The sequence below is a fragment of the Immundisolibacter cernigliae genome, assembly GCF_001697225.1.
Classification (GTDB): domain Bacteria; phylum Pseudomonadota; class Gammaproteobacteria; order Immundisolibacterales; family Immundisolibacteraceae; genus Immundisolibacter; species Immundisolibacter cernigliae.
In genome coordinates this window covers 2022401-2044379 of sequence record NZ_CP014671.1, presented here as the reverse complement: position 1 = coordinate 2044379, position 21979 = coordinate 2022401, and the positions used below count along the sequence as shown (strand labels likewise).

Genomic DNA, 21979 nt, shown 5'->3' with positions numbered 1-21979 from the left:
GTGCCCGGCAAGCGGCCTTCACGCACACGGTCGGCGTTTCAGGCTTCGCCGAAGAAATCCAGTACCAGCTTGTTGAAGCGGGCCGAGTGTTCGATCTGCGTCCAGTGGCCGCACTTGCCGAACATGTGCAGCTGGCTGTTGGGCAGCAGCTCGAACAGGCGCACCGAGTTGCTGTACGGCAGGATGCGGTCCTCGCGGCCATGGATGATCAGCGCCGGGGACTGAATTTTGGCGATGTCCTCCTCCGGGCTGGCCAGGGCGTCGATCGAGCGCTGGCGCGGCGCCGGGAACATGCTGGCATAGGCTTCCTGCACGCCCTCGCGCAGGCTGGCCTCGTAGCGCAGGCGCGCCAGTTCGTCGCTGACCAGATTGCGGTCGTAGGCGAACAGGTCGAGCATCTTGCGCATGTTCTCGAGCGAGGGCGTGTAGCCCCAGGCGTAGTCCAGACCCTCGGTGAGCGGGAACTTCACGCCCGCCGCGCCCATCAGCACCATGCGGTTCACACGCCCGGAATGACGGATGGCAGTGGCCAGCGACAGCGCGCCGCCGTAGGAATTGCCGACCAGGTTGACCTTGTCCAGGCCCAGCGCGTCGATGAAATCGACCAGGTGCTTGACCCATGTATCCAGCGTGTACTGCACGCCGGCCGGGCGCTCGGTGTAGCCGAAGCCCAGCATGTCCGGCGCCAGCACGCGCACTTTCTGCGACAGCACCGGAAACGCCAGGCGCCAGTTGGAGAAGGCGCTCACGCCCGGCCCGGAGCCGTGGATCAGCACCGTCGGGTAGCCCTCGCCAACGTCGTGGTAATTGGTGTTGATGCCGCCGGCGTTGATCCACTTGCCGATTTCAGGATTGCTCATGGTTTTCTCACGGGGTTGAAGCAGTGGGGGAGCCCGACAACCTAGCCCAGCTCTTCGAGCAGGCTGACCAGGTCGTCGGCATGCTCCTCTTCCATCGCCAGGATGCCTTCCAGCATGCGCCGGGTGGTGGAATCGTCAGTGCCGAGGTAGGCGATCATCTCGCGGTAGCTGTCGATGGCGATACGCTCGGCCACCAGATCCTCGCGGATCATGTCAGCCAGCGTCTCGCCCTCTACGTACTCGGCATGGCTGCGCGTGAGCATGCCCTCCGGCGACAGGTTGGGCTCGCCGCCGAGCTGCACGATGCGCTGCGCGATCTGGTCGGCGTGCGCCTGCTCCTCATTGGCGTGCGTCAGGAATTCCTGCGCCACGCTTTGGGCGTTGATGCCGCTGGCCATGAAGTAATGGCGCTTGTAGCGCAGCATGCAGACGATCTCGGTGGCCAGCGCCTCGTTCAAAAGCCGGATGACGGTGTCCAGATCGGCCCGGTAGCCGGCGGTGACCGCCCCGCGCTCGATGTGCTCGCGGGCCCGCTTGCGCAGCGCCTTGATGTCGGTGAGGAATGGCTTTTCGATTTTTTTCTTGGCCATGGCACGGTCTCCAGTCTGGCGTGGATCGGCAGGGAAGCTCAGCGTCCCAGTTCCTTGGCCGACTTGCCGGCGATGCCCCAGTTGGTGTTGGGCACGTCGTTGATCAGCACGCGCACCGCTTCCGGCTTGGAGCCGAGCACGCGGCAGACGGTTTCGGTCAGCTCGCGGATCAGGCCGAGTTTCTGTTCCTCGGTGCGGCCTTCGAGAATGTTGACTTGCAGGAACGGCATGGCGGCCTCCTCAGGCGAAATTGACCGAAATGGACCCCAGGTCCTGGTAGTGCACGGTGATGTTGTCACCGGCCTCCACCGCGATGGCGGCGGTGACGCCGCCGGTCATGATGAAGCTGCCGGCCGGCAGCTCCTGACCCTTGGCGCCGAGCATGTTGGCCAGCATGGCCACGCTGGCGGCCGGGTGGCCCAATACCGCCGCGCCGCAGGAAAGACCGACCGGCTGGCCGTTCTTTTCCATCACCAGGCCGAGCGTTTTCAGGTCCACATCGGACACGTCCCGGCTGCGCCCGCCGGTCACGAAGCGGCACGACGAGCTGTTGTCGGCGATGACGCTGACCATGTCGAACTTGAAGTCGCGGTAGCGCGAGTCGATGACTTCCAATGCCGGCAGCACGAAATCGGTGGCCGCCAGCACGTTGCCGATGTGGATGCCGGGGCCCTTGAGCGGCGCCTTGGTGACGAAGGCGATTTCCGCCTCCACCTTGGGGTGGATGAGCTTTTTGATGTCGATGGTGCCGCCGTCCTCCACGGCGAAGTAGTCGAACAGCAGGCCGTAGCCGGGCTTGTCGACCCCCATCTGGACCATCTTGGCGCGAGAGGTCAGGCCCATCTTGTAGCCGACCTGGCGGATGCCGCGCGCGAGCTTGCGGTCGCGGATCGCCTCCATCACCCGGTAGGCCTCGGCGATGGTCATGTCCGGGTGGTCGTCGGTGATCTTGGTGACGTCGTAGGCTTCGAGTTCAGCCGTCTCCAGGTGCTCGGCCAGCTTGGCGATGGTCGCGGAATCAAGTGCCATGCGCGGATCCTCAGGCGTGGGCGGCTTGCTTGCCGCGTTCGGCCAGCATTTCGAGCGCGATCGATTCGATCATGTCTTCCTGGCCGGCGACGGTCTTGCGCCGGCCGCACTCGACCAGCAGGTCGCGCACGGAAATGCCGTAGCGGTCCGAGAAGCGCTTGGCGTGCAGCAGGAAGGTGGAATAGGTGCCGGCAAAGCCCAGCGACAGCGAGTCGCGGTCCACACGCACCGGCTGGTCCATGATCGGGCGCACCACGTCCTCGGCCACGTCCATGATCTTGTACAGGCTTATGCCGGTTTCGATCTTCAGGCGATCGCATACCGCCACCAGGGTTTCCAGCGGCGTGTTGCCGGCGCCGGCGCCCAGGCCCGCCGCCGAGCCATCGATGCGATTGGCGCCGGCATCGATCGCGGCCAGCGAGTTGGCGACCGACATCGACAGGTTGTTGTGGGCGTGAAAGCCCAGTTCGACGTTCGGCGCCAGATTGGCGCGCAGCAGGCCGACCTTGGCCGCAACGTCGTCCGGCAGCATGTAGCCGGCCGAGTCGGTCACGTAGATGCAGGTGGCGCCGTAGGACTCGAACAGCTTGGCCTGCTCGAGGATTTTTTCCGGGCTGACCATGTGCGCCATCATCAAGAAGCCGACCGCGTCCAGGTTCAGCTTGCGCGCCAGGCCGATATGCTGCTCGCCGCAATCTGCCTCGGTGCAGTGCGTGGCCACGCGGATGCAGGACACGCCAAGATCGGCCGCCATGCGCAGGCCGTCCACGGTGCCGATGCCCGGCACCAGCAGGCAGGACACCTTGGCCTGCTTCAGGTGCGGCACGGTCGCCTTCAGGTATTCCTCGTCCGTGTGCAGGCCGAAACCGTAGTTGATGGAGGTGCCGTCCAGGCCGTCGCCGTGGGTGACCTCGATCATCGGCACACCGGCCTCGTCCAGCGCCGAGGCGATGGCGGTCATCTGTTCCAGCGTGATCTGCTGCCGCTTGGCGTGCATGCCGTCGCGCAGGCACATGTCGTGCAGGGTGACCTTGCGGCCTTTCAAGTCTTTCAGGGCCATGGCGATGTCCTCGGGTCAGGCGGCGGCGGTCTTGTACTGCGCCGGATTGAAGCTGCCGGCGATGATCTCTTCGGCAATCATCTCGGCCGTGCGGGTGCCGGCGGCGGTCATGATGTCCAGGTTGCCGGCGTACTTGGGCAGATAGTCGCCCAGGCCCTCGACCTCGACGAAGATCGACACCCGGTTGCCGTCGAACACGATGTTGTGCAGCAGGCGGTAGCCGGGCACGTACTTTTGCACTTCCGCGATCATGTCCTTGACCGAGGCGCGGATGGCGTCCTGGTCGGGCACGGTCTCGGTCAGGCAGTGGATGGTGTCGCGCATGATCAGCGGCGGCTCGGCCGGGTTCAGGATGATGATGGCCTTGCCCTTGCGCGCGCCGCCAACCACCTCGATGCCCCTGGACGTGGTGCGGGTGAACTCGTCGATGTTCTTGCGCGTGCCAGGGCCGGCCGATTTGGAGGCCACGGTGGCAACGATCTCGCCATACACCACCGGCTGCACGCGGCTGACCGCATAGACCATCGGGATGGTGGCCTGGCCGCCGCAGGTGACCATGTTCACGTTCATCTCGCGCTTGCCAAGGTGATCCTTGATGTTCACCGGCGGCACGCAGAACGGGCCGATGGCGGCCGGCGTCAGGTCGATCATGACCACGCCGCGCGAGGTCAGCTTGTCGGAGTTTTCCTTGTGCACGTAGGCCGAGGTGGCGTCGAACGCAATCTGGATGTTGTCCTCGGCCAGGTGCGGCAGCAGGCCGTCCACGCCCTCGTGAGTCGTCTTCATGCCGGCCTCGCGCGCCTTGCGCAGGCCGTCGGAGTCGGGGTCGATGCCGACCATCCAGACCGGATTGAGCACCGGGCTGCGCTTTAGCTTGAACATCAGGTCGGTGCCGATGTTGCCCGACCCGATCAGGGCGCAGTTGATTTTCATGACGAATTTCCTCGGCAGGCCAGTAAGCGGCCGGAATGCCGTCGCCCGGCGGCGAACGGCCCGGATGGCACGGTCCGGACCGGTAATGGTACTTGGCGGCTGGCGTGGGCCACAAGGCAGGCATTTTGCGCGTCCCGACGGTCGCAGCATACTGTTTGGCCCGCAGCCTGCCGCCGTCTGCCACAGGAGCCACACATGACCGACAACGCCTACCACTGCCGCCGTTTCGAGGGCCAGACCGCCGTCGTCACCGGCGCCGCGCAGGGTATCGGCCGCGCCACCGCGCTGCGCCTGGCCGCCGAAGGCGCGCGGGTGATCGTGGCCGACCGCGCTGCGCCGCAGGCCGATGCGGTGCGGGACGAAATCCGCGCCGCCGGCGGGCAGGCCGAGGTGGTGCTGGCGGATCTGGAAACCTGGGCCGGCGCGCAGCAGCTCGCCGCGGGCGCCTTGGCCGCCTATGGACACGTCGACGTGCTGGTCAACAACGTCGGCGGCACCATCTGGGCGCGCCCGTATTGGGAGTACGCGCCCGAGGAGATCGAAAAGGAGGTCCAGCGCTCGCTGTGGCCGACGCTGTGGACCTGCCGGGCGGTGATTCCGCACATGGTGGAGCGGCGCTCGGGCGCCATCGTGAACGTCGGCTCCACGGCCACGCGCGGTGTTTTTCGCGTGCCTTACACCGCCAGCAAGGGCGGCATCCATGCCATCACGGTGTCCCTGGCCTACGAGCTGGCCGAGTTTGGCGTGCGCGTGAACTGCATTGCCCCCGGCGGCACGAACGTCGGCCAGCGCGCGATTCCACGCACGCCCACGCCGCCCACCGAGCGTGACCAGCAGTGGATGAAGGGCGTGCTCGACCAGACCCTGCAGGACACCTTCATCAAGCGCTTTGCCACGCCCGACGAACAGGCGGCGGCGATCTGCTTCCTGGCGGCGCCGGAGGCCTCTTACCTGACCGGCTACGTGCTGCCGGTCAGCGGCGGCACGCCGATCTGAGCTGCGTCAGTCCTTGAGCGCCTCGCCCAGGCCGCGCCAGCGGTTGACCAGGTCGTGGCGGATGTCGAACAGGTCCAGGATCCGGCCGACCGTGTGCGTCACCATGTCGTCGAGCGAGGTCAGTTCGGCGTAGAAGGCCGGCACGGGCGGGAAGATGATGCCGCCCATCAGCGTCACCGACTCCATGTTGCGGATATGCGCCAGGTTCAGCGGCGTCTCGCGGGTGACCAGCACCAGCCGGCGGCGCTGCTTGAGGATGACGTCGGCGGCGCGCGCGATGAGGTTGTCGGAATAGCCGTTTGCCACCGAGGCCAGCGTCTTCATCGAGCAGGGCACGATGACCATGCCCTCGGTAATGAACGAACCGGAGGCGATGCTGGCGCCGATGTCCTTGACGTTGTGGACCACGTCGGCAACGGCCTCGAAGTCCGGCCGCTCGCGGCGCAGTTCCTGGCGGGCCGTCAGCACGGCGGCGGACGACATCACCAGGTGCGTCTCGATGTCGCCCAGGGCGCGGACCTGGCGCAGCAGCTCGTAGGCGTAAATGGCGCCGGTGGCGCCGGTGACGCCGACGATCAGACGTTTCTTCATGCTTCCCCTCACTTGCCGGCAGGCTATCGGCGCAACGCCTGGACGGCCCGCTCCAGCCCTTCGACGGTGAGCGGGTACATGCGGTCTTGCAGCAGCTCGCGCACCAGGCCGATGGACGGAATATAGCCCCAGTCAGCGGGCCGTTCGGGATTCAGCCAGGCGGATGATGGATAGGTGTCGACCAGGCGGCGCAGCCATGTGGCGCCGGCCTCCTCGTTGCGGTGTTCCACGCTGCCGCCGACGTGGGTGATCTCGTAGGGCGCCATGGACGCGTCGCCGACGAAGATCACCTTCCAGTCACGGCCGTACTTGCGCAGCACCTCCCAGGTGGAAAAGCGCTCGGCGTGGCGGCGCGCGTTGCTGCGCCACAGGCGCTCGTACACGCAGTTGTGGAAGTAGAAGTATTCGAGGTGTTTGAATTCCGCCCGCGCGGCCGAGAACAAGCGCTCGCACAGCCGCACATGCGGGTCCATGGAGCCGCCCACGTCCAGGAACAGCAGCACCTTGACCCGGTTGCGCAGCTCGGGGCGCAGTTGCAGGTCCAGATAGCCGCGCCGGGCGGTGCCGCGAATGGTGCCGTCGATGTCCAGTTCTTCGGCGAGCCCCTCGCGCGCCAGCCGGCGCAGGCCCTTGAGCGCCACCTTGATGTTGCGCGTGCCCAGTTCAACCTGATCGTCGAGATCGCGAAACTGCCGCTGCTCCCACACCTTGGCGGCGCGCCGCTGGCCGCCTTCGCCACCGATGCGCACGCCCTCGGGATGGTAGCCGCCGTGGCCGAAGGGTGAGGTGCCACCGGTGCCGATCCACTTGCTGCCGCCCTGGTGGCGGCCTTTCTGCTCGGCCAGGCGCTGGCGCAGGGTTTCCAGTAGCGCCTCCAGGCTGCCGAGCGATTGCAGCCGGGCCTTTTCCTCGTCGGTGAGCAGCTTTTCGATTTCCTTGCGCAGCCAGTCCTCGGGGATGGCGCCGTCAAGTTGCTCAAAGGCGATTTCAGCGCCGCGAAAATAGGCCGCAAACACAGTGTCGAAGCGGTCGTAGAACTTCTCATCCTTGACCAGCGCGCAGCGGGCCAGGTGATACAGGCCGTCCGCACTGCGCGGCGACACGTCGCGGCCGAGCGCCTCCAGAAACGTCAGGTACTCGCGCACGCTGACCGGAATGCCGGTGGCGCGCAGTTGCTCCAGAAACGACGTGAACACGCGGCCGCTCCGCCCGGCCGGCGCCTCAGCGCCCCTCGCGCCGGTTCAGGAACACCAGCTTCTCGAACAGGTGCAGATCCTGCTCGTTCTTGAGCAGGGCGCCGTACAGCGGCGGCAGGCTGGTCTTGATGTCCGCGCTGCGCAGCGCCTCGGCCGGGATGTCTTCGGCCAGCAGCAGCTTGATCCAGTCCAGCAGCTCGGAGGTCGACGGTCGCTTGCTCAGGCCCGGCGTTTCGCGCAGCTCGAAGAACGTGCCCAGCGCCGCAGCCAGCAAATCGCGCTTGAGGTCCGGGAAATGCGTCTCGACGATGCGGCCCATGGTGCCCGCGTCCGGAAAGCGGATGTAGTGGAAAAAGCAGCGCCGCAGGAAGGCGTCCGGCAGGTCCTTTTCGTTGTTGGACGTGATGATGACGATCGGCCGCCGGTGCGCGCGCACGGTCTGCTGCGTCTCGTAGACGTGGAACTCCATGCGGTCGAGTTCCAACAGCAGGTCGTTCGGGAACTCGATGTCGGCCTTGTCGACCTCGTCGATCAGCAGCACCGGCGTGTCGTCGGCCTCGAAGGCCTGCCACAGCTTGCCCTTGACGATGTAGTTGCCGATGTCGTGCACGCGGGCGTCGCCCAGCTGCGAGTCGCGCAAGCGCGCCACCGCGTCGTACTCGTACAGACCCTGCTGCGCCTTGGTGGTGGACTTGATGTGCCACTCGATCAGCGGCTTGCCCAGCGCGCGGGCCACTTCCACCGCCAGCATGGACTTGCCGGTGCCCGGCTCACCCTTGATCAGCAGGGGCCTTTCCAGCGTGATTGCGGCGTTGACCGCCAGCGTCAGGTCGTCGGTGGCGACGTAGCGGTCGGTGCCGGTGAAGCGGTCGGTCATGGCGCGGTCTCGGGCTGGGCGTGGCGGAATCCAGTGGCCTTCGCAGCCAATGATCGCCCGTTCGGACGTACGTTCAAAGCCTGCCGTATTGCCCCGGTTGCCCGCCAGGGAAGCGCCGAGAAATCCAGGATGGAAACTCAGCGCTTTTTTGAACTTTAGCGCCTCACCGAACCCGGCGGTGAGGCGGGCGCGGCGCGCGGGAAAGCCGCCTCGCACTCATGTGACACCTTCCGGCGGCGCGCCGACCGGCTTCGAACGGCCGCTTTCGCGGGACGCTGCCGACCCGTTGATGATGGCCAGCTGCCGTGACAACGCCACCAGCTGGCCGGCGCTGTCCCACAGTTCACCGTCCTCATGCAGCAATCCGCCGGTGACGTGGCGGGTGACGAAGCGCGCCCGCAGCAGGCCGGGCGCCGGCACTCGGTGCACGTGCACCGTCAGTTCCACCGTCGGTACCCAGCCGCTGAAGCCCACCCGCCGAAACAGCGGTGGCGGCAGCGCATCGGCAAACAGGGGCAGCGAGAACACATTCGGGTCGGCGCCGTCAGCGAAGCCGAGCCAGGCGCGAAGCTGCGTGTCGGCCGCCGGGTCGCCGCTGTGCCAGTGACTGGCAGTGTCCGGGTCCAGGCGTGCGAGTATCCGGTCATGGATGGCAACCGGGCGCGGCGTGAGCTCGGTTATCGGTACGCAATGCGCGATCCCGGATATCTCGGGCGGTGATACTGTAGTCAGGTCGATGCCGGTGCTGAGGGCAAAATCGGTAAAGGCACCCGTGAACCGGACCCGTTCCTGGTCGCCCTGCATCAGCCGCGCCGTCGCCGTGCTGATCCGGCGCCCACGGCGGATGATCTGGGTTTCTATGCGTACCGGGCCGGCTTCTGTGGGAGCCAGGTAATGGCCGGTCATGCTCGCAGGATGCGGAAGGTCGAGCGCCGCGGCCAGCGCCCGGCAGGCAATCGCCATGACATAGCCGCCATTGGGCACGGCGCCGATGGCCCAGGCGGCGGACAGCTCGCCCTCATACACGCCATTTCCGGCGTGCACGAGGCGGCTGTCGTGTTCGAACTGACTGCTCCCGGCCGGATTCATCCGCAACTGCTCCCGATGTGATGGCTGGCTTGTCCTTCCGGCCAATGGCGACGGATCGGCGTGCCGGACAATGCCCTCATTGTGCCTGTATCGAAATCGGCTGGCCGCCGCGGGCGGCCTGCGGATAACGCGCTCCGGGAAACGTCCCCGGTCCACGAGGGAGCTGAGTTTGTCGTCGTACGAGGGCCATCGGCAGCACTGGCGGATCCTGTTTGTGGATACGGCCGTGCGCACGGGTGAAAGCTTGTCCGAGCGCCTGGCGTCGACCGCCACGGTTGCCATCGATCCGCATCCGGTCGACGCTCAGCACCTGTCTACGGCGCTGCAGACCACCGCGGCCGACGCCGTGCTCCTGGCCGCCTGGTCCCTGGATGCGCTGACGCGCGCGCTGCCGGATTGCGACCTGGCCACGCTCGCCCCGGAGCTGCCTTTGTTGCTGGTGCTGGACGCGCCGCCCGACGAGGCCAACGTGCTCGACGACCGATGGCCGACCGGCTGCGTCTGGCTGCGGCGTGATTTCGGCCGCGGCGAGCTGCTGGCGGCGCTCGGGCAGGCGCAGATCAACCTGGCCTTCGCGGCCAATCCGGACGGCGTGCTGCTGCTGGAAGCGGATCAGCGGGTTGCCCTGGCAAACCCTGCCGCCGGGCGACTGCTGGGCAGGACCACCGCCGATCTGCACGGCCATCGCCTGGACTTGAGCGGCGATGACCAAGGAATTCAGGAATGGACCGCGCCCGACGGCCGCACGCTTGAGTGGAAAAGCCGTGCGCTGCCGCGGGCCGGCGGCGCCGCGGTCGTGAGCCTGCACGACGCGACCGAGCGCCGCGCCGCCGCCCGGGCGCTGGAGTTTCGTGCCGAACACGACACACTGACCGGCCTGCCCAATTCGGTGCGCCTGCACCAGGAGCTCAACTCGGCACTGGCGCGCGCCGACCGCGACGGCGGTCGGGTGGCGGTGCTGTATCTGGATCTGGACGGCTTCAAGCAGATCAACGACGCCTTCGGCCACGACGTCGGCGACGCCGTGCTGATCGCCGTGGCGCAACGCCTGACCGCGGTACGCCGTTCGGGCGAGCTGCTGGCGCGGGTGGGTGGAGATGAACTGGTCATGCTGGCCGAAAGCTTTCCGCCCGGATTCGAGAGCCGCATCGCCGAGCGCGTACTCGGCGCGCTCGATGCCCCGCTGCAGGCCGGCGAACGCACGCTGCAGCTTGGTCTGAGCATCGGCGTTGCGGTGTATCCGGATCATGCCAGCGACGCCGAGGGATTGTTGCGGGTGGCCGATGAGGCCATGTACGCGGCCAAGCGCAGCGGGCGCGACACCTACCGCCTCGCTTCCACGCACGCTGACGCCGTCTCGCAGCGCCGTCAGGAACTCACGGCCGGCCTCAAGCAGGGCTTGCTGCGCGGCGAGTTCGAACTGCTCTACCAGCCGCTGCTGGATCTGAAGCGCGCACGCTTCGTGGGTGCGGAGGCGCTGCTGCGCTGGCACCGGCCGACCGTGGGCGTGTTGCATCCGGCGCAGTTTCTGGACGTTGCCGAAACCAGCGGGCTGATCCTCGAGATCGGTGACTGGGTTCTGGACCGCCTGTGCGCACAACTGGCGCAGTGGCGCTGGGTGCTGGGCGAGGATTTCTTTGTCTGCGCCAACCTGTCGGCCGCGCAGCTGCGACGCGCCGATTTTGCTGGCCGCTTCCGGCGCGTGCTGCACAGCCACGGCCTGACCAGCGCCGCCGTGCGCCTGGAAGTGAGCGAAAGCATCATGGCGCAGGAACTGGGGCGTGCGCTCGGTGACGTGACCGCGGCCACCGACATGTACCTGGCGGTCGACGATGTCAGCCAGGGCATGCTGTCGCTGCGCAACATCAGCAGCCTGCCCATCCGCAGCCTGAAGCTGGACCACAGCCTGGTTGCCGGCTTGCCGAACGACACCCTGAGCGCCCAGCTGGTGGAGGCGCTGATCGCCATCGGACGAACCTTTGGCCTGTCAGTGGTTGCCGAAGGCGTCGAGAACGCGGAACAACTCCAGTTTCTGCGCCAGCGCGGCTGTGATTATTGTCAGGGATTCCTGCTCAGCGCGCCGGTGGCCGCCACCGACCTGCCGGGATTGGTCAATGCCCCGGAACTGTTGCGCGGGCTGCTGCCGGCACTGTCCTGAAGCCCCGGCAGCGGTCGCCCGCGCGCGTCCAGGCGCGCCCGCCAGTAGGGTTCATCGAGCCGACTGCGCATGACCGCCTTGCCGCTCGAGGGTGCGTGCACGAACTCGCCGTCGCCGTAATAAATGCCAACATGACTGATGGCGCCATTGATACGGAAAAACAGCAGGTCGCCGATGGCCAGCGCGCCTTCGGTCACGGGCTGCGTGACCGCCCGCTGCGCATCGGCCGTGCGCGGCAGATCCAGGCCCAGCAGGCGATAGGAATACCTGACCAGGCCACTGCAGTCGAAACCTTCACGCGGCCGATCGCCGCCGGCGCGATACGGCGTGCCGATCATCGATGCCGCTATTTCGGCTGCCAGCAGGTTGTCCTGGTAGGGAGCTGCGGGCAGGGCCGCCAAGCCGGTTCGCGCCGGTGCGTGGCCACATCCGGCCAACCCGAGGGTGGCCAGCCACAACACCAACAACCCGCCCGACCACGACCGCCCGCCACCGCCGAAGGAAGCCCGCCGCGGCAGGCAGAACCATGCAGCAGGCCCTGCCTCAGCCACCACCGATGGCGGGCACGAACTGGACGTCACTGTGTTCCTTGATCGGCTGGAACAGGCCAAGGCTGGTGACGTAGCCGTCGACCGCCACGGCAACGCCGGGTTTCAGGCGGCCATCTTCCTGCACGATGGCCGCCTTCAGTCCGGGATAGGTCTGGTCGAGCCGGGACACGAGCTCGCGCACCGTGCTGCCGGGCGCCTGAACCACCGCCTCGCCACCTGTCAGGTGCTGCATGGTGGCGGGGATCCAGACGCTCGCCATTCCGGTCTCAGGCCACCTTCACCGAGGCGGGCTTGCCTTCCTTGGCCCAGAGGGCTTCCAGCACCGCACCCGGTGCCATTGGCAGGGTGGTCATGCGCACGCCCACGGCGTTGTAGATGGCATTGGCAACTGCTGCCGGCGGCGGCACGATCGGCACCTCGCCGGCACCGCGGATGCCGAACGGATGGCCCGGATTGGGAGTCTCCAGGATCACGGTGTCAATCATCGGCACGTCCAGCGAGGTCGGCATGCGGTAGTCGAGCAGGCTGGCGTTGGCCAGGCGGCCGTCCTTGTTGTACCAGTACCCCTCGCTGAGCGCCCAGCCGAGGCCCTGCACCGCGCCGCCCTGCATCTGTCCGGCCACATAGTCCGGATGCACCGCCTTGCCGACGTCCTGGAAGGCGGTGAAGCGCAGGATCTGCACCTTGCCGGTTTCCGGGTCCACTTCCACGTCGCAGATATTCGCGGCGATCTGGAAGCCGACGCCATGCGGGTTGGCAGTGAAATCGACCGAGATCGGCCCGCCGGTCTCGTCCATGCGCGCCGCCACTTGCTTGAAGTGCATGCGCCGGTGCGGGTCGTTGCGGTCGACGAAATCGGCCACGCCGGCGGTCTCCACCGTGCAGTCGACGTCGGCGACATCGACTTCCCAGATCATCGCCACGCGCTTTTTCATTTGCTCGAGCACAAGCTGCGCCGCCTTGATGATGGCGTAGCCGGTGGCGAAGGTCGTGCGGCTTCCGACCGACTGGAACGTGTAGCCGATGGAGTCGGTATCGGACACGCTGGAGCTGATGTCGCCCAGCGGCACGCCCAGCGCCTCGGCCGCCTGCATGGCCAGGGTCATGCGCGTGCCGGACAGGTCAGCCGAGCCGGTGGCCAGGTTGATGGTGCCGTCGGCGTTGACATGTATCTCGCAGCTTGAGGTCAGACCGGCGCCGAACCAGAAGGCGTAGGAAACGCCGCGACCGCGGTTCGGGCCGCCCAGCGGCGCCGTGTAGTGCGGGTGCTTCTTGACCGCCTGCAGCATCTCGACGGTACCGATCGGCGGCACCGGCATGCCGATGATCAGACGATCGCCGGCGACGGTGGCGTTCTTGAGGCGAAAATCGATCGGATCCAGGCCGCATTTCTCGGCCAGCTCGTCGATCACCGTCTCGACCACGAAATTCGCCTGAGTGGCGCCGGGTGCACGGTACGGCTTGATCTTGGGCTTGTTCAGCATCACGTCGTAGCCGTCGATGACCACGTTCGGGATGTTGTAGCGGGTCAGCGCACACAGGGCGCCGGGCGCGATCGGGCCACCCGGGTAGGCGCCGGCCTCGAACAGCAGGTACAGGTCGGCCGCAACCAGCGTACCGTCCTTTTTGCAGCCGATCTTGACGCGGCAGTAGGTGCCGGAGCTCGGGCCGGTGGCCTTGAGCACTTCGGCGCGGGTCATGGCCATCTTCACCGGACGGCCGGTCTTCTTGGCCAGCAGCGCCGCCAGCGGGTCCAGGTACACCACATCCTTGCCACCGAAGCCGCCGCCGATCTCCATCGGGATGACGCGGATCTGCGACAGCTGCAGGTTCAGGATGGAAGCCAGAAAATCGCGAATCGCAAACGCGCCCTGGGTCGAGGTCCACACCGTCAGGTGCTGGTCGCTGTCCCAGCGGCAGGTGGTGATGTGCGACTCGATGTAGCCCTGATGCACGGTGGCAGTGGTGTATTCCCGCTCCACCACGATGTCGGCGTCCTTGAACCCCTGCTCGATGTCGCCAGCCGCCAGTTGCAGGCGCCCGGCATTGGGCAGCGCCTTCTGGGTCGGGAACAGGAACGCGCCGGGTACGTAGTCGTCGTGCAGCACCACCGCGCCTTCCTTCACCGCCTCGCGTACGTCCTGGATGAACGGCAGGATTTCGTACTCGACCTCGACCAGCGCCGCGGCTTCCTCGGCCACGTGCGGATTCTCGGCCGCCACGGCGGCCACGGCGTGGCCGTCGTAGAACACGGTGTGCTTGGCGATGCAGTTGTCGGCGATGTCCTGCATGCTGACGCTGCCGCCCTCACCAGCCGCAACCACGGCCTGATTCAGCGGCGGAAAATCGGCGCCGGTGATGACCGCCTTGACGCCCGGCAGGGCCATCGCCTTGCTGATGTCGATGCGCTTGATGCGAGCGTGCGGATGCGGACTGCGCACGACCTTGCCGTGCAGCATGTCCGGCAGGTGCACGTCGTCGCCAAACTTGGCCTGGCCGGTCACCTTGTCGATGCCGTCGCGGCGTACCGGAGTCGTACCCAGCACACGCCACTGACGGGGTTTGTATTCGGGTTCCATGTTCATTACGCAGCCTCCATTGCCTTACTGGCTTTCAGAACCGCCCGCACGAGCTTGTCATAGCCGGTGCAGCGACACAGGTTGCCGGCCAGCCACAGACGAACCTCGTCCTCGGATGGATTGGGTGTTTTCTGCAGCAGCGCCTTGGACGCCATCAGGAAACCCGGCGTGCAGATACCACACTGCATGCCGGTTTCTTCCAGAAAAGCCTGCTGCAACGGGTGCAGGTTGTCGGTGGTGCCGAGGCCCTCGACCGTCTCGATGGTGCGACCCTGTGCCTCGACGCCCAGCACGCAACAGGAATTCACCAGCACGCCGTCGAGCAGGACGCTGCAGGCACCGCAGTTGCCATCGTTGCAGCCTTCCTTGGTGCCGGTCATGTGCACCACGTCGCGCAGCGACTCGAGCAGGCTCTGCCGCGGCTCGACCAGAAATTCCAGCGCTTCGCCATTGAGGGTTGTTTCGACGTGTGTTTTCTTTGCCATGGCTTCAAGCTCCCTTTGCACGCTCGATGGCACCGCGCAGCGCGCGGGCCGTGAGCACCTTGACCAGATGTTTGCGCTGCTCGATGGTGCCGCGCATGTCGGTAATCGGCTTGGCGACCGTCTGTGCGGAATCCGCGGCAAGCTGGATGTTGTCCTCGTTGACCGGTTTGCCGGCCAGCAGCGCGCCGGCTTCGCGGGCGAAGATCGGCGTCGGGCCGACCGATGCCAGCGCGATGCGCGCCGAAACGAAGTTCTGTTTGGCCGCGTCCAGCACCACGCTCACGCCGGCGCCGGCGATGGCGATGTCCATCTCGTTGCGCGGAATGAAGCGCAGATAGTGGGCGCCACTGTTGGCCGTCGGCGCAGGGATAAACACACTGACCAGCAGCTCGTCGTCGGCCAGGCAGGTCTTGCCGGGAGCCACGCAGAACTCCTCGACAGGCACTTCGCGAGTTCCGTTTGGCCCGAGCACCCGCGCCACCGCGCCCAGCGCGATCAGGGTCGGGATGGCGTCGCCGCTGGGGGCTGCGTTGCACAGGTTGCCGCCAACCGTGGCGCGGCCCTGGATATGCACGCTGCCGATCAGGCTCATGGAGTCGACCAGTGCCGGGTAGCGCTTGGCCACCTCGGCGTGCTCGTAGGCGCGCCGGCAGGAAACGGCGGCACCCAGCGTCAGGCCGTCGGCGGTCAGCGACAGCTCATTCAGTTCCGGAATGCGCTTGCCATCCACCACCAGGCCCGGCTTGCGCCGGCCGACGCGCATGTTGACGATCAGATCCGTGCCGCCGGCCAGCACGCGGGCATTGCCGCGCGCCCCCGCCAGCAGCGTGAGGGCCTCGCCCAGCGACGTGGGCGCCGCGTAATCGAAGCTGTGCATAGGCGTTTTTAACTCCTTCTCTGATCGGGGGAGAATCCCGCCTTGCGCGGCGGGATGGTGGTGGAAAGGCAACGGCCTGCCGCGCGTCGCGCCAGCGTGCGGTAATGCCCAAGTGGCGGACTCTAGCAACTAGTCGCCGATTTTGTCACCGGGGCCGGGGTGATCGGCGCTGCGTACCAGCAGCGCGGCCAGGATGGCGAGCGCCAACGGCACGATCAGGGCCAGGAAAAACCCCTGTGGGCCGAAGTCCGCCAGCACCAGTCCGCCGGCCGCGCCACCCGCCACCGTACCCAGGCGCCCCATGCCGATCGCCCAGCCGACCCCGCTGGCACGCACCGCGGTCGGATAAATGGACACCGCCAGATAGTTGAGGGCGATCTGCGGACCGCCTACGCACAGGCCACTGAGCCCGACCAGTGCGAACACCAGCGGCCAGTTGCCGCCGGCCCGCGCCAGCAGCAGCGACACCAGCACCGCGCCAGCCAGCAGCAGCAGGATGACCCGGCGTACCGGCAGTTTGGGCAACAGCCAGGCCAGCGGCAGCATGAACAACAGCGCCGCGCCGTTGAGCGTCACCGTCGCCAGGCCGGCCTGTTCCCGGGGCAGGCCGGCGGCGGTAAGCACCGACGGAATCCACAGCACCAGGCCGAACCAGGCTACCCAGTTGAAAAAATAGGTGCCCCAGATGGCCACCGTGTTGTGCCGCAGGGCCGGCGAGAACAAGGCCGCGGCACCGACGCGGGTCGGCGCCTCCGGCAGCGTGAACACCGTATCGGCGGTCGGCGCAGCGGCGGGCGCCACCCGCGCCAGCAAACCTATGAGTGCCGACTGCCGATTGCGTCGCGCCAGGTAGTAAGGCGATTCCGGGAACAGAATCCACAGCAGCGGCAGGAACAGCAAGGGAGCGACTCCGCCCAGCACGAACACGCCCTGCCACCCCCAGGCGGGAATGACCTGCCCGGCGATCAGGCCGCCCAATATGGCGCCGACCGGCAAGCCGAGCCCGGCCAGCAGCATCACCAGGCCGCGGTGGCGATGGGGCGAGAACTCCGACGCCAGCGTATACACGTTCGGCGCCGCGCCACCCATGCCGATGCCGGTCAGGAAACGCAGCACCATGAGCTGCTCAACATTGACGGCAAACGCCGTCAGCAGCGAGAACAGCCCGAACACGGCCGTCGCCAGCAACACCGCCGCGCGTCGGCCGTAACGGTCGCCCAGCGGCCCGAACAGCACCGCGCCGAGCGCCATGCCGGCCACGCCCGCCGTGATGATGGGCGCCAGCCCGCGCGGCCCCACGCCCAGCGCCTGCGCCAGTGCCGGCCCGGTGAAGGCGATCGCCTGCGTATCGAAGCCATCGAAGGTGGTGACCAGAAAGCACAACAGCACCACGCGCACCTGATAGGCGCCAAAGCGTGCCTGATCGAACCACTGCGGCAAACCCTGACGCGCGCCGGCGTTCATGTCTTTAACCCCTCCCCCAACGATGTCCTGCTGTGCAGCATAGCAGCCGGCTGCGGACCGACCGCCCGGTCCGTTGGTCGACGGGCGACTTGTACTGAACGACCGTTGACATGACTGCCGGCGGGTGCCAGCATCGACCGTGTCCGAACTATAAAAACGGATTTCCGGGCGAGGGCGGGGAGGCTGACGCGATGTGCCGACCGGAGCAATCCGTCCGGCACCCTGACTTTACGAGGAACCCCAAGGATCTGAGCCTCCTCGGCCATGGATGGCCGGCATTGCCTGATGCGTACATGGCGCACCTGCACGGTGCTGGTTTGTTGCATGAGGAGGACGGTGATGCATATACGGCGCAATTGCGTTTTTCTGGCGGTTGGCGCGCTCCTGGCGACCGGGGCGGTCGCCAAGGTGTCGCCCGAGGAAGCGGCAAGACTGGGACTCGAGGGCACGGAGCTGACACCGTTTGGCGCCATCAGGGCCGGCAACGCGGACGGAACGATCCCGGCCTGGGAGGGCGGAATCAAGACGCCTCCCGCCGGCTACAAGGAGGGCGACTGGTACATCGACCCCTACGCCGACGACAAGATCCTGTTCACCATCACGGCGCAAAACCATCAGCAATATGCTGACAAGCTCACGCCGGGACAGATCGCGATGTTCAAGAAGTACCCGGATACATACAAGATGAACGTGTATCCGAGCCGACGCAGCGCGTCGTTTCCACAATGGCACTACGACAACTCGATCTACAACGCCACCCGCGCCGAGTGGTGCAACCCCTCGCCCGGGCCGAACCGTGAAACGCGCTGCCTGGCCTCGAATACCTCGAAGCCAGGCGTGTTCTTTCCGATTCCCAACGACGCCGCCGAGGTGATGTGGAACCACACCTTCCGCTTCGTCGGCAAGTGGTACACCGCAACGGCCTATGGTTACAACGCCTTTCCCGACGGCAGCTACGCCGAACAGGTCAAGCTTGACCGTTTCCTGATGCCGCTGTGGATCGGCCCGGACGCCGGCGGTGACCCCCCGCTGACGCACGAACGCTTCACCCGGCTGGGCGGCGGCGGCCTGTGCGCCTCGCAGGAAGACATTTCGCCGCCGCGCTCCGCCGGCACCATCTTCAGCGCCTGCCTGTACCTGCAGGACACCACCTTCGACGCCTACCTGTACGTGCCGGGGCAGCGCCGGGTGCGCAAGGCGCCGGAAATCGGTTTCTACGACAGCCCCGGCACCGGCTCGGACGGCCTGCGCACAGGCGACTCGCGCTGGACCTTCTGGCTGACCGGCCAGGAGGAATGGTACGAGTACGGGCCGCTGCAGCTCAAGGAAATATACATCCCCTACAACAGCTACAAGATCGCCCAGCCGGGGCTGACTTTCAAAGACATCGTCATGAAAGGCCACAACAACCCTGACCTGAAGCGCTACGAACTGCACCGCGTGTGGGTGGTGGAGGCCAAGCTGAAGCCCGGCTTCCGCCACCTGTCGCCGCACCGTTTCGCCTATATCGACGCCGATAGCTGGGACGGCGCACTGGGCGACATGTACGACGCCCGCGGCGATCTGTGGCGGGTGACCGAGTCCTACCTGATGAATTACTACAACGTGCCGCTGCCCTATTTCTGGGGTGATGACCACTCCGACCTCATCTCCGGCCGGCATTCGGCACTCAACTCCTTCTATAACGTCGGACCCAAAGGCACGGCTGCACCGCCGGATTTCACGGCCAAAGGCAGGCCGGATCAGGAGCTCTATACGCCAGCGGGCTTGCGCAAGTTTGGTGTTCGCTGAGGACAGCGCCTGATGCCCGACAAAGGCGGGGCGCTGGCGCCCCGCCTTTTTTAATCATTCGTTTAAAGCGATGCGGGGGATTCCATGAAGCTGTTCGAAAATGGAATATGCGCCTTGCTTGCCATGTTGCTTGCGGGCAGCGCCTTGGCCAAGGTCGCACCGGAGGAAGCAGCCCGGCTGGGAATCGAGGGGACCGAGCTGACTCCGGTCGGCGCCATACGGGCCGGCAATGCGGACGGCTCCATTCCGGCTTGGGAAGGCGGTATCACCCAAGCCCCGGCGGGGTACGAAGAGGGCAAGTGGTACATTGACCCCTACCCGAGTGACCAGCCGGTATTTACTGTCACGGCCCAGAACTATCAGCAATACGAAAAGTTTCTCGCGCCGGGGCAGATCGCGCTACTGCAAAAGTACCCGGACACCTTCCGTATGCCGGTCTACCCGACCCGGCGCAGCGCGTCGTATCCGCAGTGGTATTACGAAGGGTCGATTCATAACGCCGCCAATACGCAGTTCTGCAACCCATCTCTGGGTCCGCATCGTGAAGAGCGCTGTATAGACGAGACAAGCTTCAAGCCTGGCGTTTTCTTTCCCATTCCGAAGACGGGCGCGGAGGCGCAATGGAATCACCTGTACGCCTTCCACGGCAAGTACTGGGAAACTGCCGCGTACGCCTTTAACGTGTTTCCTGACGGCACCTACGCCGAGCACGCCGTGGTGGACCGCTGGATCTGGGGTATTTATCTGGCACCGGAGGAGCAGATCAAGGACGCGTACTTCACGCGCCAGGGCGGCGCTACCGGCTGTTTCTCGCAGGAGCAGATATCACCGCCGCGCAATGCCGGACAGATGTTTGGTGGCTGCACCTACCTGCATAACACGGATTTCGACGCCTATCTGTATGTGCCCGGACAACGGCGCGTACGCAAGGCGCCCGAAATTGGTTTCTATGACAGCCCGGGTACGGGCTCGGATGGCCTGCGCACGGCCGACCAGCGCTTCCTGTTCGCCATCACCGGTGCCGAAGAGTGGTATGAGTATGCCAAGCCGGTACTGCGCGAGATGATCATTCCGTACAACAGCTACAAGCTGGCGAGCCCGGAGTATGACTTCAAGGACATTGTGAAAAAGGGCCACGTAAACTCCGATCTGAAGCGTTACGAGCTGCACCGGGTCTGGGTGGTCGAGGCCAAGCTGAAACCCGGGTTCCGGCACCTGGGGCCGCGTCGTTTCGTCTATCTGGACGAGGACAGCTGGTGGGGCGTGTACGCCGAGATGTATGACCAGCAGGACAAGTTGTGGCGGGTGTCGGAGGCGTATCCGATGAATTTCTACAACCTGCCGGCCATCGTCTGGTGGGGTGAGGCGCACATGGACGTGATCAATGGCCGCTATTCGTCGGCCAACGCCTGGTACAACCAGGGCGCCAAGCTGGGCACCTTTCCGCCCAACTACAAGAAAATGCCCGACCCGGCGCTGTTTACCCCGGCCGGACTGCGCAAGTACGGCGTACGCTGAACGAACCCGTTGTTGACCGGACACGAGCTCTTAACGCATGAACGCACCCCAACCGAGCGGATTGCGCTGGCCGGCAGCCACCAACGCGGTGCCCAAGGCCATCTTCGACGACCCGGCGCTGTTCGAGCGCGAGCTCGAGGCCATCTTCTACGGCCCGGAATGGCACCCGGTCGCGGTGACCGGCGAGCTGCCGCGCAAGGGCGACTTCAAGACCATCCATGTCGGACGCCGGCCGCTGCTGATCGTGCGCGGCGACGACGACCAGCTGCGGGTGTTCTACAACGCCTGCGCGCACCGCGGCACGCTGCTCGAAACACGCTTTTGCGGCAATCGGCCCGAGTTTGAATGCCCGTATCACCGCTGGCTGTTCGACGACCAGGGCCGGTTGCGTGGCGCGCCCGGGCGGGACGATTTCTCGCCGAGTTTCAGCACTGACGATTTTGGCCTCACGCAGCTGCGCTCGGCCGATTTTGGCGGCTTGCTGTTCGTCACCATGAGTCCGGCGGCGCCCAGTCTCGAACAGTTTCTGGGCCGCATCGGACCGGCCCTGCGCACGGCACTGGGCGGCGACGGGCGTCTGGGCCTGTTGGGTTACCAGAAGGTGGTCTACGACACCAACTGGAAGGCCTACGTGGACAACGACGGCTACCACCCGCCGCTGCTGCACAAGGCCTTCAAGATGCTCAACTGGCAGGGCGGCGCCGGCACCCAGTACGCCACCGAGCGCGGACACGTGGTGATCGAGGCGGAACTGAAATTGCCGGACAACCCCGGCTTCCTGCGCGACCCGTCCCTGCTGGAATTTCGCCAGGCGCACCGTTCCAAAGGCTCGGTGGCGGTGGTGATCAGTCCGCTGACCGTGATCACCATGCACCTGGACATGATCAACATCCGCTTCGCCATCCCGCGCGCAGTCGGCAAAACGGAAGTGCATTACGGCTACTTCCATCACCTGGACGACGACCCGGACATGATCCGCCACCGCCTGCGTCAGGCCGGCAACATGCTGGGGCCAAGCGGGCTGGTGTCGATCGAGGACGCGGCCATCTTTCACCGCATCCAGGCCGGCAACCGCACGCCCGGCAACGCCTTGTTCCAGAAGGGCGTGCACGACGAGCACGCGCTGTGGTTCGACTTCAAGCAGAACGACGAGGCCGGCAACATGCCGCGCTGGGAGTGGTATCGAAAGGCGATGGGCTTCGTGCGGGACGAGGCCTGAGCCAACGGAAAACTGTGGGAGCCCGGCTGCGCCGGGCGATCATCGCGCAGCAAAGCTGCGCTCCTACAAGGTTTTCCTGATGGCGCTGGAAAATCCAGATGGATTTATTCAGCGCT

At 66.1% G+C, this 21979-nt stretch carries 21 protein-coding genes; 5 read left to right on the top strand and 16 right to left on the bottom strand.

What is annotated here, in order from left to right; translation table 11 throughout:
* Positions 1 to 38 precede the first annotated feature (38 nt).
* From PG2T_RS09675 to PG2T_RS09650, 6 genes are read right to left on the bottom strand one after another with little or no spacing between them, the layout of a single operon-like run.
* Positions 39 to 860, bottom strand: coding sequence for an alpha/beta fold hydrolase (locus tag PG2T_RS09675; RefSeq protein ID WP_068804600.1), 822 nt, complete (start codon positions 858 to 860; stop codon positions 39 to 41).
* A gap of 41 nt (positions 861 to 901) precedes the next feature.
* Positions 902 to 1450 (bottom strand): ferritin-like domain-containing protein, encoded by a 549-nt coding sequence (locus PG2T_RS09670; RefSeq protein WP_068804598.1) that lies wholly within the window; start codon positions 1448 to 1450, stop codon positions 902 to 904.
* 38 nt (positions 1451 to 1488) lie between these two features.
* Positions 1489 to 1680 carry a tautomerase family protein gene (locus tag PG2T_RS09665; RefSeq protein WP_068804596.1) on the bottom strand — a complete coding sequence of 64 codons (192 nt, stop codon included), beginning with the start codon at positions 1678 to 1680 and terminating at the stop codon, positions 1489 to 1491.
* A 10-nt stretch (positions 1681 to 1690) separates the two neighbouring features.
* The gene (gene dmpH, locus PG2T_RS09660) at positions 1691 to 2479 is read right to left on the bottom strand and encodes a 2-oxo-3-hexenedioate decarboxylase (protein WP_068804594.1); all 789 of its coding nucleotides are present in this window, start codon (positions 2477 to 2479) and stop codon (positions 1691 to 1693) included.
* A gap of 10 nt (positions 2480 to 2489) precedes the next feature.
* Positions 2490 to 3539 (bottom strand): 4-hydroxy-2-oxovalerate aldolase, encoded by a 1050-nt coding sequence (gene dmpG, locus PG2T_RS09655; protein WP_068804592.1) that lies wholly within the window; start codon positions 3537 to 3539, stop codon positions 2490 to 2492.
* A 15-nt stretch (positions 3540 to 3554) separates the two neighbouring features.
* Positions 3555 to 4472 (bottom strand): acetaldehyde dehydrogenase (acetylating), encoded by a 918-nt coding sequence (locus tag PG2T_RS09650; RefSeq protein ID WP_068804590.1) that lies wholly within the window; start codon positions 4470 to 4472, stop codon positions 3555 to 3557.
* A 195-nt stretch (positions 4473 to 4667) separates the two neighbouring features.
* Here PG2T_RS09650 and PG2T_RS09645 point away from each other — a divergent pair, with 195 nt between their 5' ends.
* Positions 4668 to 5468, top strand: coding sequence for a 1,6-dihydroxycyclohexa-2,4-diene-1-carboxylate dehydrogenase (locus tag PG2T_RS09645; RefSeq protein ID WP_068804587.1), 801 nt, complete (start codon positions 4668 to 4670; stop codon positions 5466 to 5468).
* 6 nt (positions 5469 to 5474) lie between these two features.
* Here PG2T_RS09645 and PG2T_RS09640 read toward each other — a convergent pair whose 3' ends face one another.
* From PG2T_RS09640 to PG2T_RS09625, 4 genes are all read right to left on the bottom strand, one after another.
* The gene (locus PG2T_RS09640) at positions 5475 to 6059 is read right to left on the bottom strand and encodes a UbiX family flavin prenyltransferase (RefSeq protein ID WP_068804585.1); all 585 of its coding nucleotides are present in this window, start codon (positions 6057 to 6059) and stop codon (positions 5475 to 5477) included.
* A gap of 23 nt (positions 6060 to 6082) precedes the next feature.
* Positions 6083 to 7255 (bottom strand): vWA domain-containing protein, encoded by a 1173-nt coding sequence (locus tag PG2T_RS09635; RefSeq protein ID WP_068804583.1) that lies wholly within the window; start codon positions 7253 to 7255, stop codon positions 6083 to 6085.
* Positions 7256 to 7280: 25 nt separating this feature from the next.
* Positions 7281 to 8132, bottom strand: coding sequence for an AAA family ATPase (locus tag PG2T_RS09630; protein ID WP_068804581.1), 852 nt, complete (start codon positions 8130 to 8132; stop codon positions 7281 to 7283).
* 216 nt (positions 8133 to 8348) lie between these two features.
* Complete coding sequence (locus PG2T_RS09625) at positions 8349 to 9503, bottom strand: thioesterase family protein (RefSeq protein WP_083215040.1); 1155 nt, start codon at positions 9501 to 9503, stop codon at positions 8349 to 8351.
* Between PG2T_RS09625 and PG2T_RS09620 the strand changes: the two genes are divergently transcribed.
* A complete protein-coding gene (locus PG2T_RS09620) occupies positions 9466 to 11379 on the top strand; it encodes a putative bifunctional diguanylate cyclase/phosphodiesterase (RefSeq protein WP_158513183.1) in 1914 nt (637 codons plus the stop codon). The genes PG2T_RS09625 and PG2T_RS09620 overlap by 38 nt on opposite strands.
* On the opposite strand, the gene PG2T_RS09615 is transcribed toward PG2T_RS09620, so the two are convergent.
* The 6 genes from PG2T_RS09615 to PG2T_RS09590 all read right to left on the bottom strand — a co-directional run bounded on the left by PG2T_RS09615 (position 11280) and on the right by PG2T_RS09590 (position 17335).
* Positions 11280 to 11780 (bottom strand): C40 family peptidase, encoded by a 501-nt coding sequence (locus PG2T_RS09615; protein ID WP_068804575.1) that lies wholly within the window; start codon positions 11778 to 11780, stop codon positions 11280 to 11282. The genes PG2T_RS09620 and PG2T_RS09615 overlap by 100 nt on opposite strands.
* Positions 11781 to 11922: 142 nt before the next feature.
* Positions 11923 to 12189 (bottom strand): MoaD/ThiS family protein, encoded by a 267-nt coding sequence (locus tag PG2T_RS09610; protein WP_068804573.1) that lies wholly within the window; start codon positions 12187 to 12189, stop codon positions 11923 to 11925.
* A gap of 7 nt (positions 12190 to 12196) precedes the next feature.
* The gene (locus PG2T_RS09605) at positions 12197 to 14515 is read right to left on the bottom strand and encodes a xanthine dehydrogenase family protein molybdopterin-binding subunit (RefSeq protein ID WP_068804571.1); all 2319 of its coding nucleotides are present in this window, start codon (positions 14513 to 14515) and stop codon (positions 12197 to 12199) included.
* Positions 14515 to 14994 carry a (2Fe-2S)-binding protein gene (locus tag PG2T_RS09600; RefSeq protein ID WP_068804569.1) on the bottom strand — a complete coding sequence of 160 codons (480 nt, stop codon included), beginning with the start codon at positions 14992 to 14994 and terminating at the stop codon, positions 14515 to 14517. Before PG2T_RS09600 ends, PG2T_RS09605 begins: the two co-directional genes overlap by 1 nt.
* A gap of 4 nt (positions 14995 to 14998) precedes the next feature.
* A complete protein-coding gene (locus PG2T_RS09595) occupies positions 14999 to 15871 on the bottom strand; it encodes an FAD binding domain-containing protein (RefSeq protein WP_068804567.1) in 873 nt (290 codons plus the stop codon).
* Positions 15872 to 16000: 129 nt separating this feature from the next.
* On the bottom strand, positions 16001 to 17335 hold the full coding sequence (locus PG2T_RS09590) for an MFS transporter (RefSeq protein WP_068804564.1): 1335 nt from the start codon (positions 17333 to 17335) through the stop codon (positions 16001 to 16003).
* A 339-nt stretch (positions 17336 to 17674) separates the two neighbouring features.
* On the opposite strand from PG2T_RS09590, the gene PG2T_RS09585 reads away from it, so the two are divergent.
* The 3 genes from PG2T_RS09585 (at position 17675) to PG2T_RS09575 (ending at position 21863) form a co-directional block, all read left to right on the top strand.
* On the top strand, positions 17675 to 19126 hold the full coding sequence (locus tag PG2T_RS09585; protein ID WP_068804563.1) for a DUF1329 domain-containing protein: 1452 nt from the start codon (positions 17675 to 17677) through the stop codon (positions 19124 to 19126).
* Between the two features lie 84 nt (positions 19127 to 19210).
* On the top strand, positions 19211 to 20644 hold the full coding sequence (locus PG2T_RS09580) for a DUF1329 domain-containing protein (protein WP_075968170.1): 1434 nt from the start codon (positions 19211 to 19213) through the stop codon (positions 20642 to 20644).
* Positions 20645 to 20681: 37 nt separating this feature from the next.
* On the top strand, positions 20682 to 21863 hold the full coding sequence (locus PG2T_RS09575; protein ID WP_068804561.1) for an aromatic ring-hydroxylating oxygenase subunit alpha: 1182 nt from the start codon (positions 20682 to 20684) through the stop codon (positions 21861 to 21863).
* Positions 21864 to 21979: the final 116 nt, after the last annotated feature.

Excerpts from the sequence above, each read along its gene's own strand:
- PG2T_RS09585 (WP_068804563.1), top strand. The coding sequence starts at position 17,675 with ATGCATATACGGCGCAATTGCGTTTTTCTGGCGGTTGGCGCGCTCCTG.
- PG2T_RS09610 (WP_068804573.1), bottom strand. The coding sequence starts at position 12,189 with ATGGCGAGCGTCTGGATCCCCGCCACCATGCAGCACCTGACAGGTGGC.
- PG2T_RS09640 (WP_068804585.1), bottom strand. The coding sequence starts at position 6,059 with ATGAAGAAACGTCTGATCGTCGGCGTCACCGGCGCCACCGGCGCCATT.
- PG2T_RS09580 (WP_075968170.1), top strand. The coding sequence starts at position 19,211 with ATGAAGCTGTTCGAAAATGGAATATGCGCCTTGCTTGCCATGTTGCTT.
- PG2T_RS09630 (WP_068804581.1), bottom strand. The coding sequence starts at position 8,132 with ATGACCGACCGCTTCACCGGCACCGACCGCTACGTCGCCACCGACGAC.
- PG2T_RS09670 (WP_068804598.1), bottom strand. The coding sequence starts at position 1,450 with ATGGCCAAGAAAAAAATCGAAAAGCCATTCCTCACCGACATCAAGGCG.
- PG2T_RS09600 (WP_068804569.1), bottom strand. The coding sequence starts at position 14,994 with ATGGCAAAGAAAACACACGTCGAAACAACCCTCAATGGCGAAGCGCTG.
- PG2T_RS09650 (WP_068804590.1), bottom strand. The coding sequence starts at position 4,472 with ATGAAAATCAACTGCGCCCTGATCGGGTCGGGCAACATCGGCACCGAC.
- PG2T_RS09665 (WP_068804596.1), bottom strand. The coding sequence starts at position 1,680 with ATGCCGTTCCTGCAAGTCAACATTCTCGAAGGCCGCACCGAGGAACAG.
- PG2T_RS09605 (WP_068804571.1), bottom strand. The coding sequence starts at position 14,515 with ATGAACATGGAACCCGAATACAAACCCCGTCAGTGGCGTGTGCTGGGT.
- PG2T_RS09595 (WP_068804567.1), bottom strand. The coding sequence starts at position 15,871 with ATGCACAGCTTCGATTACGCGGCGCCCACGTCGCTGGGCGAGGCCCTC.
- PG2T_RS09625 (WP_083215040.1), bottom strand. The coding sequence starts at position 9,503 with ATGGCAACCGTGGCGGTCGACGCCAGGCGCTCGGACAAGCTTTCACCC.
- dmpG (WP_068804592.1), bottom strand. The coding sequence starts at position 3,539 with ATGGCCCTGAAAGACTTGAAAGGCCGCAAGGTCACCCTGCACGACATG.
- PG2T_RS09645 (WP_068804587.1), top strand. The coding sequence starts at position 4,668 with ATGACCGACAACGCCTACCACTGCCGCCGTTTCGAGGGCCAGACCGCC.
- PG2T_RS09590 (WP_068804564.1), bottom strand. The coding sequence starts at position 17,335 with ATGAACGCCGGCGCGCGTCAGGGTTTGCCGCAGTGGTTCGATCAGGCA.
- PG2T_RS09675 (WP_068804600.1), bottom strand. The coding sequence starts at position 860 with ATGAGCAATCCTGAAATCGGCAAGTGGATCAACGCCGGCGGCATCAAC.
- PG2T_RS09575 (WP_068804561.1), top strand. The coding sequence starts at position 20,682 with ATGAACGCACCCCAACCGAGCGGATTGCGCTGGCCGGCAGCCACCAAC.
- dmpH (WP_068804594.1), bottom strand. The coding sequence starts at position 2,479 with ATGGCACTTGATTCCGCGACCATCGCCAAGCTGGCCGAGCACCTGGAG.